Here is a 15,947-nt window from a genome sequence, read left to right on the forward strand (position 1 = left end):
TTTCTTTTATATTCTTTGTTTTTGTTTTATCTTGGCTTGTTTGTAGTTTGGGCGGGGGGTGTGGGTGGGGGCGGGGGGGGCGGGGCGCGGGCCCCCCCCCGCCCGGCGTTCCTGCTCGGTTGCTGCTACTTCTCGACGGTGAAGCCCTGCTCCTGGCCGTACTTGATCGAGGCGTTCTGCCACGACTTCAGCGCGTCCGCCAGCTTGGTGCCGGAGACGTAGGCCTTGCCGACCGTGTCGTTGAAGATCGAGTTGGCGTACTGCTGGAAGGGCAGGTACGACCAGTCGGAGGCGACGTTGGCGGCGGACTCGGCGAAGATCTTGTTCGCCTGCTGGCCTCCGAAGTAGTCGAACTTGGTGTTCTGGAACTCGGTGGACTTCAGCTCCGCGGTGGTCGCCGGGAAGGCGCCCTGCTTGACACGGGTCTGCACACCGTCTCCGGCGTTCGCGTACTCGACGAAGGCGTAGGCGAGTTCCTTGTTCTTGCCCAGCGCGGGCAGCGCCAGGGAGCTGCCGCCGTTCTCCGTGCTCGCCTTGTCACCCTTGGTCCAGGCCGGCATCGGGGCCGCTCGCCAGTCACCGGAGGCGTTCTTCACACCGGTGGCGAAGTTGGCCGGCATCCAGGCGCCGCTCGGCAGGGTGGCGATGGTGCCGTCGCCCAGGCCCTTGTACCAGTCGTCGGTCCAGCCGTAGATGGGCGCGACGAGCTTCTCGTCGATGAGCTTCTGCCAGGTCTCGGTGTACTTCTTGGCGCCCGCGTCGGCGAAGTCGATCTTCACCTTGGTGCCGTCGACCTTGTAGGGGCGCGAACCGGCCTGCCACAGCAGGCTGGTGGTGAGGCCCGCGTCGCCGGCGTCGGCGGCTATGTAGGCCTTGGGGTCGGCCTTGTGCAGCTTGCGGGCCGCCTCGACGTACTCGTCCCAGGTGGTCGGAACGCTGATCTTGTACTTGTCGAAGACCTTCTTGTTGTAGAACAGCGCCATCGGGCCGGAGTCCATCGGCAGGCCGTAGACGGCCTTGCCGTCGCTGACCGCGTTCCACGGGCCCGGGGTGTACTTGGAGGCGAGCTTGTCGGCGCCGTACGCGGACAGGTCCGTGAGGCCCTTGGTCAGGGAGTACTGGCCCAGCGCGAAGTACTCGACCTGGGCGACGTCGGGGACGCCCTTGCCGGCGGAGATGGCGTTCGACAGGGCGGTGTAGTGCTTGTCGCCGGAGCGCTCGCTGACGAGGTTGATCTTGACCTTCGGGTACTTCTTCTCGAAGTCGGCGGCGACCGTCTTGAGCGTCGGCTCCCAGGCCCAGACCGAGACCGTCCCGCCCTTCTGCAGGGCTGCCTGGATGTCTCCGGCCGAGACCTGCTTCTGCTCGGAGCTGTCGTCCGAGCCGCCGCAGGCGGTGGCGCCCAGGGCGAGGGTGGACAGGAGAGCGAGGCCGCGCAGGATGCGGCCGGTCTTTCTGCGCATGGAGGTGCTTCCGCTTCTTCGTGGGTGGGACAGGTGAGGGTGGGGATGAACGGACGTGGGGCTGGGGGGCCGGCCGGAGGGACGCGAGGTCACTCCTTGACGCTTCCGGCGGAGAGTCCCGACTGCCAGTACTTCTGCAGCAGGAGGAAGGCGGCGATCAGCGGCAGGATGGTGATCAGTGAGCCGGTGATGACCAGGTTGTAGATCACATCGCCTCCGATGGTCTCCGCCTGCGAGTTCCAGGCGCTCAGGCCCAGGGTCAGCGGATACCAGTCGGAGTCCTTGAGCATGATCAGCGGCAGGAAGTAGTTGTTCCAGGTGGCCACGGTGGTGAACAGCAGGACCGTCACGAGACCGGGGGCGAGCAGCGGCAGGGCGACCTGGAAGAAGGTGCGCACCTCGCCGGCTCCGTCGATGCGGGCCGCCTCCAGGAGTTCGGTCGGGATGGCCTCGGTGGCGAAGACCCACATCAGGTACAGACCGAACGGCGACACCAGCGACGGGATGATGACCGCCCAGGGGGTGTCGGTCAGGCCCATCTTGCTGAACATCAGGAAGGTGGGTACCGCGAGCGCCGTGCCGGGGACGGCGACGGCACCGATGACCACGGCGAAGACGCCGCGCTTGCCGAAGAAGTCGAACTTCGCAAGCGCGTAGCCGCCCAGCACGGCAAGGAGAGTGGCGCCACCGGCGCCGAGTACGACGTACATCGCCGTGTTCAGGAGCCAGCGCCCGAAGATGCCGTCGTGGTACGTGAACGTGTCGCGGATGTTGTCCCAGAGGGCGAAGTCGTGGGCGAACCACAGCCCGGACGAATCGGCCAGGCCCGACTGGGTCTTGGTGGCGTTGATGACCAGCCAGATCAGCGGTACGACGGTGTACAGGACCACCAGCGCGGTCAGTACCGTGAGCAGCACGCTGCGCTTGGGCCGCCCGGGGGAGTGCCGGCGCGGAGTGCGCAGCCGGGGCGCGCCGTTGCCGGCGGCGGCGCCGGCGCGGGCTGCCTCGGCGGGCGGGGTGGGGGAGGTGGTGGTGACGTGGGTGCTCATCGGGTCACGCTCCCTTGCGCATGCCGCGCAGCTGCACGACGTAGGCGATCACCATCGTGATCAGGCCCATGATGATGGCCACCGCCGCGGAGTAGTTCTGCTGCTGGCCGTTGAAGGACAGCGAGTACGTGTAGAAGTTCGGGGTGTAGTCGGTGGTGATGGCGTTGCGCGCCAGCGGCCGCAGGATGTTCGGCTCGTTGAACAGCTGGAAGCTGCCGATGATGGAGAAGATCGTCGCGATGACCAGGGCGCCGCGGATCGCGGGCAGTTTGATCGCGGTGATCATCCGGATCTGGCCGGCGCCGTCGATCTCCGCCGCCTCGTACAGGGAGGTCGGGATGACGCGCAGCGCCGAGTAGAAGATCAGCATGTTGTAGCCGACGAACTCCCACGTCACGATGTTGCCGATCGAGGCCAGCACCAGGTGCGGGGAGAGCGGGTCGGGCAGCGTGACGCCGAAGGCGTCGTTGATGTCGCCGACCAGGCCGTACTTGGTGCCGTACATGAAGCCCCACATCAGGGTGGCGACCACTGCGGGCACGGCGTACGGCAGGAAGATCGTGATCCGGAAGAAGCTCTTGCCGTAGAGGCGCCCGCTGTCCAGTGCCAGCGCCACCAGCAGGGCGATGCCGAGCATGACCGGGACCTGCACGCACAGGAAGAGGGAGACCCGGCCGAGCGAGGCCCAGAACTGGTCGTCCTTGAGGGCCTGGGTGTAGTTGTCCAGGCCGACGAAGGTGTTCCCGCCGATGAGCTGGTCGCGGAAGAGGCTCAGGTAGATCGAGTACACGATCGGAGCCAGGAAGACCAGGGCGAACACGGCCACGAAGGGACCGATGAAACCCCATCCCGTCCAGGAGCGGCGGTCCCGTTTCGCCGGAGGCGGTGCCGGCCGCGGCTCGGCGGCCACCGGCGGTTGCAGCGTCGTCATGTCGTTCCTCGCTCGTTCACGTTCCGGAACCGGTGGTGCACGGCCGGACGTTCGACGCGTGGGCCGTACCACCTCGATGTTTACGCAAACATCCATCGTCCCGAAAAAGCCGGGAGCTGTTATGTTTACGTAAACATCTGATGGCGGCATGTCTACACTGTCCCGTTGACGGGGGTCAAGGGTCCCCTGGGTAAACCGTGACGTGGGCAGCGGTGGAGAGGTGGCGGACAGCGAGTGGAGACGTCCGGAAGAACGCCGACGAACGGACCCGGACCGGCCGCGGAAGCGGTGTGCGGGCCCGCCGGCGCGCCGGGTGACGGTCCGAAACCCGCCACCGCGCGCACCCGCGGCGGCGGCCGGGCCAGCGCCTCCATGGCGGACGTGGCCCAGCTGGCGGGCGTGTCCTCACAGACCGTGTCCCGCGTCTCCAACGGTTACGCCGGGGTGAACGAGGAGACCCGCCGCCAGGTGCTCGCCGCCATGAAGGAGCTCGGCTACCGCCCCAACAGCGCGGCCCGCGCACTCAAGCGCGGCGAGTTCCGCACCATAGGCGTCATCACCTTCACGCTGTCCACCACCGGCAACGTGCGCACCCTGGAGGCGATCGCCACCTCCGCGGCGGCCGAGGGATACGCGGTGACCCTGCTGCCGGTCGCCATGCCCACCCAGGACGAGGTGCGGGGCGCGTTCTCCCGGCTGGAGGAACTCGCGGTCGACGCGGTCATCGTCATCATGGAGGTGCACCTCCTGGACGCGGCGACCGTCACGCTGCCACCGCACGTCCAGGTCGTGGTCGTCGACTCCGACGCCGGCGACCGGTACACGGTCGTCGACACCGACCAGAGCGGCGGCACCCGGACCGCCGTACAGCACCTGCTCGACCTCGGGCACCGGACCGTATGGCATCTCGGCGGCCCCGAGGGGTCGTTCGCCGCGCAGCGCCGCACCGACGCCTGGCGCGCGACCCTCATCGAGGCCGGCCGGACCATCCCACCCCTCGTCCGAGGCGACTGGTCCGCGGAGTCCGGCTACCGCGCAGGCCTCGAACTCGCCGCCCGGGACGAGTGCACCGCCGTCTTCGCGGCCAACGACCAGATGGCCCTGGGCCTGCTGCGCGCCCTGCACGAACGCGGGCGGCGGGTGCCCGAGGACGTCAGCGTCATCGGCTTCGACGACATCCCCGAAGCCAGCTCCTTCCTTCCCCCGCTCACCACCCTGCACCAGGACTTCGCCGAGGTGGGCCGCCTCTGCGTCGAGGCGGTGCTGCGCAACATGCGCCTGGGCGGAGCACAGCGCGGGACGACGCTCGTACCCACCCGCCTTGTGCCGCGGTCCAGTACGGCGCCGCCGAAGGGGCACGGGACGGGGGCCTGAGACGGCTCCGACATCCGCGCACGCTCCGGAGGGCCGCTCAGGGGAGGCCGTCCGGAGAGGCGGTCCGGAGACCGCCAGCACCAGCTCGCCCCGCGGCTCGCTCGACCAGGTCGTCCCCGCAGGCGACCGGGATCGCGCCGACGGGGCGGCGGAAGTCGTGGTTGGCCGGGGAGGCGATGTCCACGACCGGGACGGTCGCCCGGTGCTCAGCTGAAGGTGTGGACGACTCGGATCGTGCCGGCGATGTGCGTGTTGAACTCGTCGAGCTCCTCGGACGGAACCCACAGTTCGAGGATCGTCTCTCCGCCCGCCTGTCGGACGGGGTAGCGGGACAGGAAGTCCGAGTCGACGTCGAAGCGGGTCACGAAGCCCGCTCCGTCGTGCTTGACGTTCCAGTCACGCGCGATCCTGATCGCGTAGTCCTCGTTGAGCACGGGGTAGAAGATCGGCTGCTCGGGCAGCCGGGGCGGCCAGGCGCGCCACTCGAGCTCACGGACCAGATCCAGCTCCTTGGGGCCGGTCGGCCGCCACAGGGTCGTCGTAGGCCGGCTGGTCATCGCGGTAACTCTCCGAGTAGGTACGTCTGGTAGGGAGACTGGACGATACCGGCGCCCGCGAGTCGCGGACCAGGAGTTTTCCGGAGGTCGGAGCAGTGATCCCCGCCGGGCCCCGCTCTCCGGTCCCGCTGCCCTCCTGACCGGTCAGGTCAGACCGTGGAGGGCGGAGGAGCGGGGGCGTCGGTCGTGGGGGAGGACGAGGTGTCCTCGAAGTCACCGCGGAGAGCGGCCATGACGAACGCCACCATGGAAGCGAGGAGCAGCAGCGCGAATGGCGCCCAGACCGCCGGGATCGCCCACATCGGCCAGTCGTTGGCGGCCTGTGCCCAGGACGTGAGGAGGGCGGCGACGCCTATGCCGACGCCGTGCCACCACACGACGGCTGTTGCTCTCGCGTGACGCCGGTTGCGCGGTGCGACCAGGGACCACAGTCCTGCGACCAGCGTGATCAGGCCGAAGGGGATGCAGGCGAGCGCGCCGCTGAGGCGGTCCTCCGGCCCCCCGGCGGGCCCCGCCGACGTCTGCTGTAGCCGCCCCTCGGCGTCCCGCACCTCGACGATCTGCCCGTGCCAGATCAGGCCGACGGCGTTCTCGCCCGGGGCCATCTCCGACAGGACCGGTTCCGTCCGTGGGAACGTCACCGTCCACAACGCGCCGGAGGGCAGTGACAGTTCGGCCTCCGGCGTCACCCGCCTTCCGCGGTGCAGGTCCGCCTTCCGCACGGTGAAGTCCTGCTCCCACCGACAACCCGACGGCTTCACCGGGACGGAGACGCACATCGGTGCGGCCCGAAACTCCCGCTCCCGCTCGACGGCTCCGCGGAACCCGCGGGCACTCATCACCCCCACGACGAGAACCAGAACCGCGAGCGACAGCAACGCCACGCTCCCGCCGACCCGGCGCCATGCCGATCCCATCGTGCATCCCCCCGACCTAGACCTCGCCGCTCCGCAGGTGGATTCGAACACGGCGGCCGACGGCGGCCCATACCCACTCCCGGCAGCGCGTCACCGGCCGGGATTGCCGGACCAAGGCAACGAGACAGCGGAGCCGACGAGTTGGCTGTGGCTCTCGGACGGTAGACGTCGCGGCCGTGGGTCGTCCGGTGGGGATGGGGAGACGGTGAACCTCGTGGTCGTGGGGCGCCGGATCCTCAGGCCGGCCGGTAGCGCAGGTCCACGGCCAGCGCGGGGTCGCCGTCGTGGATGCGGGCCCAGCGGACCGGCTCGACACCGGGACTGTCGAACAGTCGCACCCCCGAGCCGAGCATGACCGGTGCGAGATGGACGGAGAACTCGTCGATCAGGCCGCGCTCGACGCACTGGCGGGCGATGTCCTGGCCGTGGATCTCCAGGTCCCTGCCGTTGGCCGCGGCCAGTCCGATCTCCACCGCCTCGGCCACGTCGCAGTCGAGAAAGGTGACCCCGTCGTCCGGGATCGCGTCCTCGGGATGGTGCGTCAGCACGAACACCGGACCGCTCCAGGCCCCGCCGTAGGGCTGCCTGCTCGCCCGGCCCGGATGCCGCTCGGCGACCGCGTCGTATCCACGGCGGCCGCCCAGCACGGCCCCCAGGCCGGCGATCGACTCCTGGTGGACACCGGGGGTGACCTTCGTCCCGGACATCCAGTCCATCGAGTGGTGCGGGCCGGCCACGAATCCGTCCAACGACATCATCAGATGCCACAGCACCTTGCCCATCGGATGCTCCGTTCGTCTCGGTGTGCAGGTGAAGACTTCCTGGAGCTCCGAAAGTCATCGGTGGACGACCGAGCCGTCCGTACTGACTCGTCCGCGGCGGGTTACGACGGCCGGGCGGTGCGGAGCGGCTACCGCAGCGCCGTGACAGCGCCGGCTGTCGGCCGAGCGGCGGTCACCTCGGGACCCTGCCGGCCATACGGCCGTCCAGCGGCGGGTGTTGACCGCTGGGCCGGGTAAACCGGTCGTGGACGGGACGGCGGGACTGGTAGGAAGAGGCGATGACCACCGGTGATCTCGACCCCCTGGAACGCTTCCTCGCGGAACGCGCCTGCGAACGCCTGATACTCGAGCTGGTCCGTCGCCTCGACCTCGGTGAGCCGAGCGCGGTCGCCGACCTGTTCACCCCCGACGGTGTCTGGGAGTGGCCCTGCGACAAGCGGCGGATCGTGGGCCGCCAGGCCCTGCGCGCGTACTTCGGATCCCGGCCGGTGGACCGTCTGTCGCGCCGCATGTGCACGAACGTCCTGGTCACGCTCGATTCGCCGGACACGGCCGCGGCGACCACCTACTTCGCCACCTACCGGGTCGACGGCCATACCGAGGGCACGCTGGTCGCACCCCCGCTGCCGGCGAACGTCGGCCACTACGCGGACACGTTCCGCAGGATCGACGGCACCTGGCTCCTCGCGACACGGACCCTCTTCCTTGCCTTCGGCGGGCCGACGGAACGGCTGGACGGTCCCCGTCGGACCTGACCGGATCCGGGACGCCCCGTGCCGGCCCGCGCGCGGTGTGCCGTCGTGCGCGCGACCCCGCGTGGCCTCCCGTACACGAGCCGGGACCGGGCCGTCGCGCACCGTGGCGGCAGCCGCGGCCCGGCTCGCTCTCCGGGGTCTCCCGGGTGACCATGAACTACGGGACCGGTCCGAGGCCAGGCACTGGGAGGCACCCGTGGCGCACACCCGCACCACCGACGTACTGATCGCGGGCGCCGGTCCGGTCGGACTGAGTGCGGCCGCCGAGCTCTGCCGGCGCGGAGTGCGCTGCCGTCTCGTCGACCGGCTGCCGGCCCGGCTGCCGTACGCCAAGGCGGTCGGCGTCCAGCCGCGCACCCTGGAGATCTGGGACCGGATGGGTCTGGCCCGCACCGTCCTGGAGACCGCCACTCCGCTGCGCGGCCAGCTGACCTACGTCAACGGCCGGGAGCAGGGCCGCATCGATCTCCTGCTGCCGCCCGAGGTGCCGTACCACTTCGCGGCGCTGCCGCAGTACGAGACCGAGCGTCTGCTCGAAACCTACGTCGGCGGATGGGGCACGGTCATCGAACGCGGCACCGAACTGCTGTCCTTCACCCAGGACCCCGACGGCGTCACCGCCCGGCTGCGCACCGCCTCCGGCGCCGAGGAGGAGGTCCGCGCCGGCTACCTGATCGGCTGCGACGGAGCGCACAGCACCGTACGCAAGCAACTCGGGCTCGCCTTCGAGGGCAGCGCGTTTCCCGAGGAGTACATGCTGGCCGACGTCGAGACCGACTGGGATCTTCCGCACGGATACGGCGTACGGTCCAGCCATCGTGCCGACGACGGTTCGACCGACGACGGGCTGGTCTGCATCCCGCTGCCCGGCAACGGCCGCTACCGCATGTCGATGCTGGTCCCGCCCGAACTGTCCACGCGGAACACCGGCCGGGGCGCCGCACCGGACAGCGGCGTCGCGCACGGCCTGGAGGGGGGTGTCGTGCCCCGGCTGTCCGACATCCAGGCCGTCGTGGACCGGCTGGCGCCCAGGCCGGCCGTCCTGTCCCGGCTGCGGTGGGCGTCGGTGTTCCGTATCAGTCACCGCATCGTCGACCGCTACGGCGACGGCCGGGTCTTCGTCGCCGGCGACGCCGCGCACATCCACCCGCCCACCGGCGCCCAGGGCATGAACACCGGCATCCAGGATGCCTGCAACCTGGCCTGGAAGCTGGCCCTCGTCGTCCGGGGAGAGGCGCGACCCGCACTGCTCAGCAGCTACGACGCCGAGCGGCGCCCCGTCGGCGAGGAGGTCGTCGGCCGGACGGTGCGGCACGCCACCCAGGGCTTCGACGCCGACCCCGACACCCCGCGAACCCTCATGCTCCGCGAGGCCCAACTTCTGGTGAGCTACCGCGAAGGTCCTCTCGCCGGCAGCCCCCACTGCCCGGCCGACGCACCCGGGCCCGGTGACCGCGCCCCGGACTGCGCCGGGCTGACCACCGCCCTCGCGGCCTACCCGATGCGCCTCCTCGACGTCCTGCGCGGCCACACGGGGCACGTCATGCTCCTCTACGCGCCCGACCCCACGGAACTGACCAAGGCCGCCGAGGCGAGCGGGGCGGTCGAAGCGCGCCGGGCGAGCGGGGCAACGGAGGCCGGCGCGGCGGCCGGGGACACGGTGGCCGCCGGCGCGCCGTTGACGCCGGACGCCGGCGCGAACTCCTCGGACCACCCACGTTCCTGTACGGCCCTGCACACCATCGCCGTCCTCGCCCGCGAAGCCCCACCCACCGCGTCCGAGACCCTGCCCGTGCCGGGATACGCCGACACCGCCGGAGAGTTCGCCCGCCTCTACCGCCCCGACGGCTCAACCGGCTTCGTCATCCGCCCCGATGGCCAACTCGGCACCAGATTCCCCCTCGCGGACGCGGGAACCGCCGTGTCCGACTACCTCGCGGTTCTGTCGATGCCCGCTTGAACGGCGGAGGTGAACGAGGTCAGCGAGCTGTCCGCTGGGCGGGTCGCGGGTCAACCGGCCCGCCGACGAGGCGTTTTGCCTGCGCTGCCCATCGCCCGGGGGCGCCGGTCGCGGGTGGGCGCGCCGACCTGGACCCCGGCGGGCGCCCGCCGGAGTCCAGGTGTACGGCTCTACGCCCTCACCACCCCGCCGGAGCGGGCGACGCTCACCGCGTCACCGCCTGACATCCTGTCCCGGCCCACCGCCGCCAGTGCGGTGCGCACGGCGTCGTTGGCCTCCCGGCTGCCGACGGTCAGCCGTATGCCCTCGCCGGGGTAGTGGCGTGCCTGGACCCCGGCGGCGGCGAGTGCGGCGGCGCCGTCCTCGACCGGGTCGGGTGCGGCCAGCCAGAGCGAGTTGGTGTGGCTCGGGCGTATGCGCCAACCCAGGGTGACGAGTTGCCGACGTAACCGCTCCCGTTCGGCGGTCACGCTCTCCACCCGCCGCTCCAGCTCATCACCGGCCCGCAGCGAGGCCTCCACGGCAGCACTCGCCACGGAGTTGACGCCGAAGGGGAGTTGCTGCCGGCGGACGCGCGCCACCAGGTCGGGGGAGCCGATTCCGTAACCGACCCGCAGGGCCGCCAGCCCGTAGGCCTTGGAGAAGGTGCGCAGGACCAGCAGACCGGGATGCGCGTCCAACAACGCGAGGGCGTCGGGCAGTCGGGTGTCTCGGGCGAACTCCACGTACGCCTCGTCCAGAAGCACCGTCACATGTGGAGGGACGCGCCGCAGGAAGTCGACCAGATCGTCCGCGGTGATCAGGCTTCCGGTGGGGTTGTGCGGATTGCAGAGCACCACGACGCGCGTGCGGTGGTCGAGCGCCGCCAGCAGGGCGGGCAGATCCTGCCGTCCGTCCGGGGACAGGGGCACCGTGATGGATCGGGCGCCGACCATGGACGCCAGCAGGGGATACGCGTCGAAGGTGCGCCAGGCGTAGACCATCGAGTCGCCGCGCTCGACGACCGCGTGCAGCAACTGCAGGGCCACGCCCACCGATCCGCTGCCGACCGCGACGCGGGCCGGCGGCACCCGGCACCACGCCGCGATCCGCTCGGTGAGGTCGTCGGGGTGGAACTGCGGGTAGCGGTGCGCCTCGGCGACAGCCGCCCGCATCGCCTCGCGTACCGAGGGCAGCGGGGGGAAGGGGCTCTCGTTGAGGGCCAGCCGGTGCAGTACGGGGATGTCCATCGGTCAGCCCCGCCCGCCGCGCCAGCGGACGGCGGCCGCGCCGGCGAAGTCACCGGCGTGGGCGAAGCCCCCGAGCACCACCAGGTCACCGTCCTCGACCTGCCCCGAGCGGATCGCGCGGTCCAGCGTGACCGGCATCGCCGCGCCGAACAGGTTCCCGCAGTCGTCGAAGGTGTTCAGGTGCCGTTCGGCGGGGAGTTGCAGCGCCTCCCGCCAGTTGCGCAGGAACGTGCGGTTGGGCTGGTTGGTGATGAGGGCGTCGATGTCGGTGGTCGCGACGCCCAGGCGCCGGCACAGCTCCGTGACCACCTCGGGGACCAGGCGGTTCCCACGGGCCAGCACCTTGGCGACACTCGCGTCGGTGAAGCCGATCCGGAGCTGGGACTCGCCCGGCTCCCAGTACTTGCGGCCGTCGTCGAGCGCCACCGTCATGTCCCCCGCGTACGCGGCGATGTGCCGTGTCTCCACGTCGAGGACCGGGCTGTCGGCCGACGTCGTCACGTAACCCACGCCGCAGCCGTCGCCCGGGATCGCGGCCTGGGCGAGCCTGCGGACCTCGGACTGGGTGAAGCACTGGCCCGCCGCGCTCTGCGCGTTGCAGATGAGCGCGGTCTTCGCGTCGGTGGTGGCGAGGATCTGCCGGGCCAGCTTCAGCATGTACACGAACGACGCGCAGCCCGCGTTGGCCACGTCGACCAGCCACTCCGGACTCAGCCCGAGCCGGCGCGCCACCTCGGTGCCGGCGCCCACGAACGGCAGGTCCGGGAGCTGGCTGTGGACCAGCAGTACGTCGACGCCGCGGATCTCGTGGCTGCCGTGGCGTTCGATCAGGGGCTGTACGGCCCGCTCGACCATGTCCGCGTTCGTCTCGTCGGCGGCGACATGGTGCCGGGCCGGCGGCACCTTGAACATGGGGTGGTCGCGGAGCTTGTCCTCGGCTCCGGGGTAGTCGGTGTAGAACGCGGCGGGAACCGGCTCGCCGGGCAGGTAGCTCGCGACGTCGGTGAGGCTGACCGTCGTCACCGGGCCACCGCCTTCGACGGTGCCACACTGACGGGCAGACCGTTGCGGTGGCGGTACTCCAGGATCGCTTTGAGGTTGTTCATCTCCACGGTGTGTCCCGCGTAGAAGAGGTCCCAGAAGTCGCCGACCCAGGCCCGGTCGGGGCGCGGAGCCTTCTCGGGGTGCGGGTTGTCGTCGTAGTAGGGGTGCCGGCAGTTGGTCCAGGTGATCACCGATCCCGGCTTGTCGAGCACCAGCGCCGCCGGCACGACCCTCATCAGGTAGATCATCCAGAGCTTGTCGCCCTGGTCCCATGAGCAGTGGTAGTCCACGGTCAGCGCGTCGGGGTTGGCGACGACCTCGCAGTAGATCTCCGTGTCGTCCTCGAGCCGGTCGCGGCCCACCCACAGGCCGGGGGTGCCGGAGGGCGCGAAGTCCCGCAGGCTGCACGTCCATTCCTCCAGGTGGTGTCCCTGGCGCAGATAGTCGTAGGCCTGGTCGGGAGGGCAGTCGACGTAGGCGTGGATCGTGCAGTACTGGCCGTAGACCTGGTCGTGGGGGTAGACGGCGTGGGTGAGGTCCATGCAGTGGGCGGTCAGCTCCTCCCTGCCGGGGTTCTCGATCCGCATCAGGCCGGGGATGTCAGCCAACGTGGACGACGCCTCGCTCATGGGGGCACTCCTTGCTCTCGGTTGTCGCTTCAGGGCTGTCGGTGGGCTCGGTGGCTTCGCCGGCGCGCGGGCCCGGGGGTGCCGCGTCGGCCGGGGTGCGTCGCTGGAAGGACCGGAAGGGGAGGAACGGCGGGATCTCGTGGGGGTCGCAGTCCACGGCGACGAACGCCGGGCCCCCGCCCGCGTTGCCCCGCAGCAGCGCCTCACGCAGGTGGACCGCGTCCGCCGCGCCGGTGACGTCCAGGGACGGAAAGGCCGCGGCCACCGCGGCGGCGATGTCGGTCGGGGCGAACAGGTCGTCGTCGCGGCCCCCGCCCTGGAGGAACTCCTCACGCACCGCGCACATGGCGTGCGCGTTGTTGTTGAAGATCACGAAGGTGACGGGTGCGGAGTGCTCCACGGCGGTGTGCACTTCCATCCCGTGCATGAAGAAGGCTCCGTCGCCGGCGAGGACGTAGGTACGCCGGCCGGTGGCGAGCGCGGCGCCGATGCCGGCGCCGAAGGTGTAGCCCATGCCTCCCATGCCGAGCGCCACGACGAAACGGCCCTCTCGCGGCGCGGGCAGCAGATGGATCGCGCTGGCTCCCGTGTTGCCGGCGTCCACGAAGACGTGAGCGTGGTGGGGGAGCGCGGCGTCCACCGCGGCGACCGCGTCGGCGTAGGGGACGGTACGCCCGGGAATCCGCGACACCGGGCCCGGCGGGGGCGTGGGAAGCGGGCCGGAGTGCGGCGGGCAGGGGCGGGGGAGCGGTGGGAGCCGGTCGGTCACCGCGCGCAGGACCTGGCGCAGGTCACCGCCCAGCGCGGTGCCTTTCACGAACGGCGGCTCCGGTCCCAGGGACACGACGTCGGTGTCTGTCAGGGCCTGGTCGAGTCCGCCGCGGGCCAGCAGCGGCAGCCGGGTGCCGGCAAGCACGCACACGTCGGCCCGGCGCAGGCAGTCCTCGACGTTGGCATGGCCCATCACTCCGGCGACCCCGGCGAACCGGGGATCGCGGTTGTCGAAGACGTCCTTGGCGTCGGGGGTCACCGCCACCCACGCCCCCAGCCGCCGGGCCAGTTCGGCCAGCTCCGCGCGCGCGTCGGCGGCGCCGACGTCCTCCCCGGCGATGATCAGCGCCCGGGGGGACCCGCGCAGGGTGTCCGCCACGGCGGCCAGGGCCGAGGTGTCGAGGCGCTCCGTCGACAACGGCGCACCACGGGTCGGTGCGGGGCGGCCCGGCGGGTGGAACTCCGTCTGCTGCACGTCCTTGGGCAGCAGCAGTACGGCGGGCCCACGCGGACCGGTCTGCGCGGCGGCCAGGGCGCGGGGCAACAGCTCCGGCAGCGCGTCGGCGTCGTCCACCCGGGCGCAGAACCGGGATACCGGGGCGAAGACGTCCCGGGCGTCGAAGGAGCCCGCCCTGCCGCTGGAGTCCTGGAACGCTCCGCGGCCCTCCTGGCCGGTCGGCGGCTGTCCGACCAGGGCGAGCACGGGCACCCGGGAGGCGTGCGCCTCGGCCAGGCCCGGGACGAGGTTCATCGCGCCGCCGCCCGAGGTGGCGGCGACGACGCCCAGCCGCCCGGTGGTGCGGGCGTATCCGTCGGCCATCGTGACGGCGGCGAACTCGTGCTTGGCGACGACGCCGCGGACCGCGCCGCCGCGGTGGACGGCGTCGTACAGGTCCTCGATGTTCGCGCCGCCGACGCCGAACAGGTGGGTGACACCCGACCGGGCGAGTTCCCCCGCCAGGTAGTCGACCATGCGTATCGCCTCTGACCTGGGGGTGTCCGAGGTCGTGGTGGTCATACGGGGCTCCTGTCCGTCTCGTGGTGACGGTCGGTGAGGCCGGACGGTGAGATGAGCTGAAAGCGGTGCCGGTACTGCTTGGGGGTGAGGCCCAGGGTTCGTCCGAAGGAGCGGAAGAAGGTCTCGGGGGCCGGGAAACCGCAGCGCCGCGCGATCTGGCTGATGGTCAGATCGGTGGTCTCGAGCAGTTCGCGGGCGCGGGCGATGCGTTCGCGTTCGACGTACTGCCCGGGGGTCGCGCCCACCTCGCGCCGGAAGACCCGGGCGAAGTTGCGCAGGCTCATGTTGGCGCGCCGGGCGATGTCGGCCACGGGCAGCGGGTTGTGCAGGTTGTGCAGGATCCACTCCTGCGCGGCCCGGATCGGCGGATGGTCGGCCAGCTGGGCGTCGAGGACGGCGCTGAACTGCGGTTGCGCCGCGGGCCGTTTGAGGGACAGCACCAGGAACCGTGCCGCCTCCAGCGCCAGTGGCGCGCCGTGGTCGGCCTCCACCAGAGCCAGCGCCATGTCGATCCCGGTCGACACACCGGCCGACGTCACGTAGGGGCCGTCCCAGACGAAGATCGGTTCCGCGTCCACCGTCACGTCCGGGTAGCGGCAGGCCATCGCGTCCGTGTACGCCCAGTGCGTGGTCGCGTGTCTGCCGTCGAGCAGGCCGGCCTCGGCGAGCAGGAAGGACCCACCGCACACGGAGGTGACCCGGCGGGAGCGGGCCGCCGCACGGCGGATCCAGGACAGCAGCGCCCGGTCCTGGAGGGCGCGGTTGAGACTCCACCCGCCCGGCACCAGGAGCGTGTCGATCGGTCCGTCCGCAGCCTCCAGCGGCAGGGCTTCCACGATCACACCCGAACTCGTGCGTACCCGTGGGCCGTCGGCGGAGACGAGGTCGATCCGGTAGGGCATGCCCGGTGAGGGGAGAAGCCGGTTGGCGGTATCGAACACTTCAATCGGTCCGGTGATGTCCAGGGCGAGTGCGCCCGCGTACACCACCACAACAACACGTCGCTCAAACACGATCACACCCTGTATCGGGCGTGGCACTGGCTGCAATGCCAGATTATTGACGTATCCGGCCAAGGCTCGGTCGACGACTACCGAAAACGCGAACTGACCAGGCAGTTCAAGTTCCGGCCGGGAAAGGGGCGGGTGAGGCGGCTCACAACGCGCTGGCTGGTTTTACCGGGTGGCCGGCGGCTTGATCCGGAGAGCGGGAAAGCCGTGTCCTACGGCGGCCGGTCGGAGATCGTCCGCGATGACCCACCGCGCGGTGATGCACGTCAACCGCACTTTCGTGCGGCCGGGCGTCACCGGTCAGGGACCGAACTCGCCCCCACCATGCGGGGAAGCGCTTTCACCGGGGAGGGGGCGATGAGGTCCGAGCCGTCGGAAGGTTGTAGCGGGCAATCTTCAATGTAAATGGTTGAAGGCGACGCGGTTTGAGCGCGGCTCGTGTCGTTCTCCGGAGTGCG

The 15,947-nt window shown here is 70.8% G+C and carries 15 protein-coding genes; 3 read left to right on the forward strand and 12 right to left on the reverse strand.

Features of this window, described 5'->3' with window-relative positions; genetic code table 11:
• Window positions 1-125 precede the first annotated feature (125 nt).
• The 3 genes from ABZT03_RS06190 to ABZT03_RS06200 all read right to left on the reverse strand — a co-directional run bounded on the left by ABZT03_RS06190 (window position 126) and on the right by ABZT03_RS06200 (window position 3,443).
• Window positions 126-1,463: a sugar ABC transporter substrate-binding protein gene (locus ABZT03_RS06190; RefSeq protein ID WP_356034189.1), complete on the reverse strand. Its 1,338-nt coding sequence runs from the start codon at window positions 1,461-1,463 to the stop codon at window positions 126-128.
• A gap of 89 nt (window positions 1,464-1,552) precedes the next feature.
• Entirely contained in the window at window positions 1,553-2,512 is a 960-nt protein-coding gene (locus tag ABZT03_RS06195; protein WP_356034192.1) for a carbohydrate ABC transporter permease, read from the reverse strand.
• A 4-nt stretch (window positions 2,513-2,516) separates the two neighbouring features.
• Entirely contained in the window at window positions 2,517-3,443 is a 927-nt protein-coding gene (locus ABZT03_RS06200) for a sugar ABC transporter permease (protein ID WP_356034194.1), read from the reverse strand.
• Between the two features lie 372 nt (window positions 3,444-3,815).
• Between ABZT03_RS06200 and ABZT03_RS06205 the strand changes: the two genes are divergently transcribed.
• On the forward strand, window positions 3,816-4,817 hold the full coding sequence (locus ABZT03_RS06205; protein WP_356034699.1) for a LacI family DNA-binding transcriptional regulator: 1,002 nt from the start codon (window positions 3,816-3,818) through the stop codon (window positions 4,815-4,817).
• Between the two features lie 37 nt (window positions 4,818-4,854).
• Here the strand turns inward: ABZT03_RS06205 and ABZT03_RS06210 are convergent, their stop codons facing one another.
• The 4 genes from ABZT03_RS06210 to ABZT03_RS06225 all read right to left on the reverse strand — a co-directional run bounded on the left by ABZT03_RS06210 (window position 4,855) and on the right by ABZT03_RS06225 (window position 7,073).
• On the reverse strand, window positions 4,855-5,001 hold the full coding sequence (locus ABZT03_RS06210) for a hypothetical protein (protein WP_356034197.1): 147 nt from the start codon (window positions 4,999-5,001) through the stop codon (window positions 4,855-4,857).
• Between the two features lie 22 nt (window positions 5,002-5,023).
• Complete coding sequence (locus ABZT03_RS06215) at window positions 5,024-5,374, reverse strand: hypothetical protein (RefSeq protein ID WP_356034199.1); 351 nt, start codon at window positions 5,372-5,374, stop codon at window positions 5,024-5,026.
• A 149-nt stretch (window positions 5,375-5,523) separates the two neighbouring features.
• Window positions 5,524-6,291, reverse strand: coding sequence for a hypothetical protein (locus ABZT03_RS06220; protein WP_356034202.1), 768 nt, complete (start codon window positions 6,289-6,291; stop codon window positions 5,524-5,526).
• 236 nt (window positions 6,292-6,527) lie between these two features.
• Complete coding sequence (locus ABZT03_RS06225) at window positions 6,528-7,073, reverse strand: dihydrofolate reductase family protein (protein WP_356034204.1); 546 nt, start codon at window positions 7,071-7,073, stop codon at window positions 6,528-6,530.
• 278 nt (window positions 7,074-7,351) lie between these two features.
• Here ABZT03_RS06225 and ABZT03_RS06230 point away from each other — a divergent pair, with 278 nt between their 5' ends.
• Together ABZT03_RS06230 and ABZT03_RS06235 are read left to right on the forward strand one after the other, a co-directional pair.
• Complete coding sequence (locus tag ABZT03_RS06230; RefSeq protein ID WP_356034207.1) at window positions 7,352-7,828, forward strand: nuclear transport factor 2 family protein; 477 nt, start codon at window positions 7,352-7,354, stop codon at window positions 7,826-7,828.
• 196 nt (window positions 7,829-8,024) lie between these two features.
• On the forward strand, window positions 8,025-9,788 hold the full coding sequence (locus tag ABZT03_RS06235; protein WP_356034210.1) for an FAD-dependent monooxygenase: 1,764 nt from the start codon (window positions 8,025-8,027) through the stop codon (window positions 9,786-9,788).
• Between the two features lie 170 nt (window positions 9,789-9,958).
• Here ABZT03_RS06235 and ABZT03_RS06240 read toward each other — a convergent pair whose 3' ends face one another.
• From ABZT03_RS06240 to ABZT03_RS06260, 5 genes are read right to left on the reverse strand one after another with little or no spacing between them, the layout of a single operon-like run.
• The gene (locus tag ABZT03_RS06240) at window positions 9,959-11,017 is read right to left on the reverse strand and encodes a histidinol-phosphate transaminase (RefSeq protein WP_356034212.1); all 1,059 of its coding nucleotides are present in this window, start codon (window positions 11,015-11,017) and stop codon (window positions 9,959-9,961) included.
• A 3-nt stretch (window positions 11,018-11,020) separates the two neighbouring features.
• Window positions 11,021-12,040 (reverse strand): ketoacyl-ACP synthase III family protein, encoded by a 1,020-nt coding sequence (locus ABZT03_RS06245; protein ID WP_356034215.1) that lies wholly within the window; start codon window positions 12,038-12,040, stop codon window positions 11,021-11,023.
• The gene (locus tag ABZT03_RS06250) at window positions 12,037-12,690 is read right to left on the reverse strand and encodes an SRPBCC family protein (RefSeq protein ID WP_356034218.1); all 654 of its coding nucleotides are present in this window, start codon (window positions 12,688-12,690) and stop codon (window positions 12,037-12,039) included. The genes ABZT03_RS06245 and ABZT03_RS06250 overlap by 4 nt, the downstream gene beginning before the upstream one ends.
• Entirely contained in the window at window positions 12,662-14,479 is a 1,818-nt protein-coding gene (locus ABZT03_RS06255) for a thiamine pyrophosphate-binding protein (protein ID WP_356034221.1), read from the reverse strand. The genes ABZT03_RS06250 and ABZT03_RS06255 overlap by 29 nt, the downstream gene beginning before the upstream one ends.
• Window positions 14,476-15,492, reverse strand: a complete 1,017-nt coding sequence (locus ABZT03_RS06260) for a GlxA family transcriptional regulator (RefSeq protein WP_356034223.1) — start codon at window positions 15,490-15,492, stop codon at window positions 14,476-14,478. The genes ABZT03_RS06255 and ABZT03_RS06260 overlap by 4 nt, the downstream gene beginning before the upstream one ends.
• Window positions 15,493-15,947: the final 455 nt, after the last annotated feature.

It is taken from the genome of Streptomyces sp. NPDC005574, assembly GCF_040605435.1.
Classification (GTDB): Bacteria; Actinomycetota; Actinomycetes; order Streptomycetales; family Streptomycetaceae; genus Streptomyces.

Excerpts from the sequence above, each read along its gene's own strand:
- ABZT03_RS06190 (WP_356034189.1), bottom strand. The coding sequence starts at position 1,463 with ATGCGCAGAAAGACCGGCCGCATCCTGCGCGGCCTCGCTCTCCTGTCC.
- ABZT03_RS06195 (WP_356034192.1), bottom strand. The coding sequence starts at position 2,512 with ATGAGCACCCACGTCACCACCACCTCCCCCACCCCGCCCGCCGAGGCA.
- ABZT03_RS06200 (WP_356034194.1), bottom strand. The coding sequence starts at position 3,443 with ATGACGACGCTGCAACCGCCGGTGGCCGCCGAGCCGCGGCCGGCACCG.
- ABZT03_RS06205 (WP_356034699.1), top strand. The coding sequence starts at position 3,816 with ATGGCGGACGTGGCCCAGCTGGCGGGCGTGTCCTCACAGACCGTGTCC.
- ABZT03_RS06215 (WP_356034199.1), bottom strand. The coding sequence starts at position 5,374 with ATGACCAGCCGGCCTACGACGACCCTGTGGCGGCCGACCGGCCCCAAG.
- ABZT03_RS06220 (WP_356034202.1), bottom strand. The coding sequence starts at position 6,291 with ATGGGATCGGCATGGCGCCGGGTCGGCGGGAGCGTGGCGTTGCTGTCG.
- ABZT03_RS06225 (WP_356034204.1), bottom strand. The coding sequence starts at position 7,073 with ATGGGCAAGGTGCTGTGGCATCTGATGATGTCGTTGGACGGATTCGTG.
- ABZT03_RS06230 (WP_356034207.1), top strand. The coding sequence starts at position 7,352 with ATGACCACCGGTGATCTCGACCCCCTGGAACGCTTCCTCGCGGAACGC.
- ABZT03_RS06240 (WP_356034212.1), bottom strand. The coding sequence starts at position 11,017 with ATGGACATCCCCGTACTGCACCGGCTGGCCCTCAACGAGAGCCCCTTC.
- ABZT03_RS06250 (WP_356034218.1), bottom strand. The coding sequence starts at position 12,690 with ATGAGCGAGGCGTCGTCCACGTTGGCTGACATCCCCGGCCTGATGCGG.
- ABZT03_RS06255 (WP_356034221.1), bottom strand. The coding sequence starts at position 14,479 with ATGACCACCACGACCTCGGACACCCCCAGGTCAGAGGCGATACGCATG.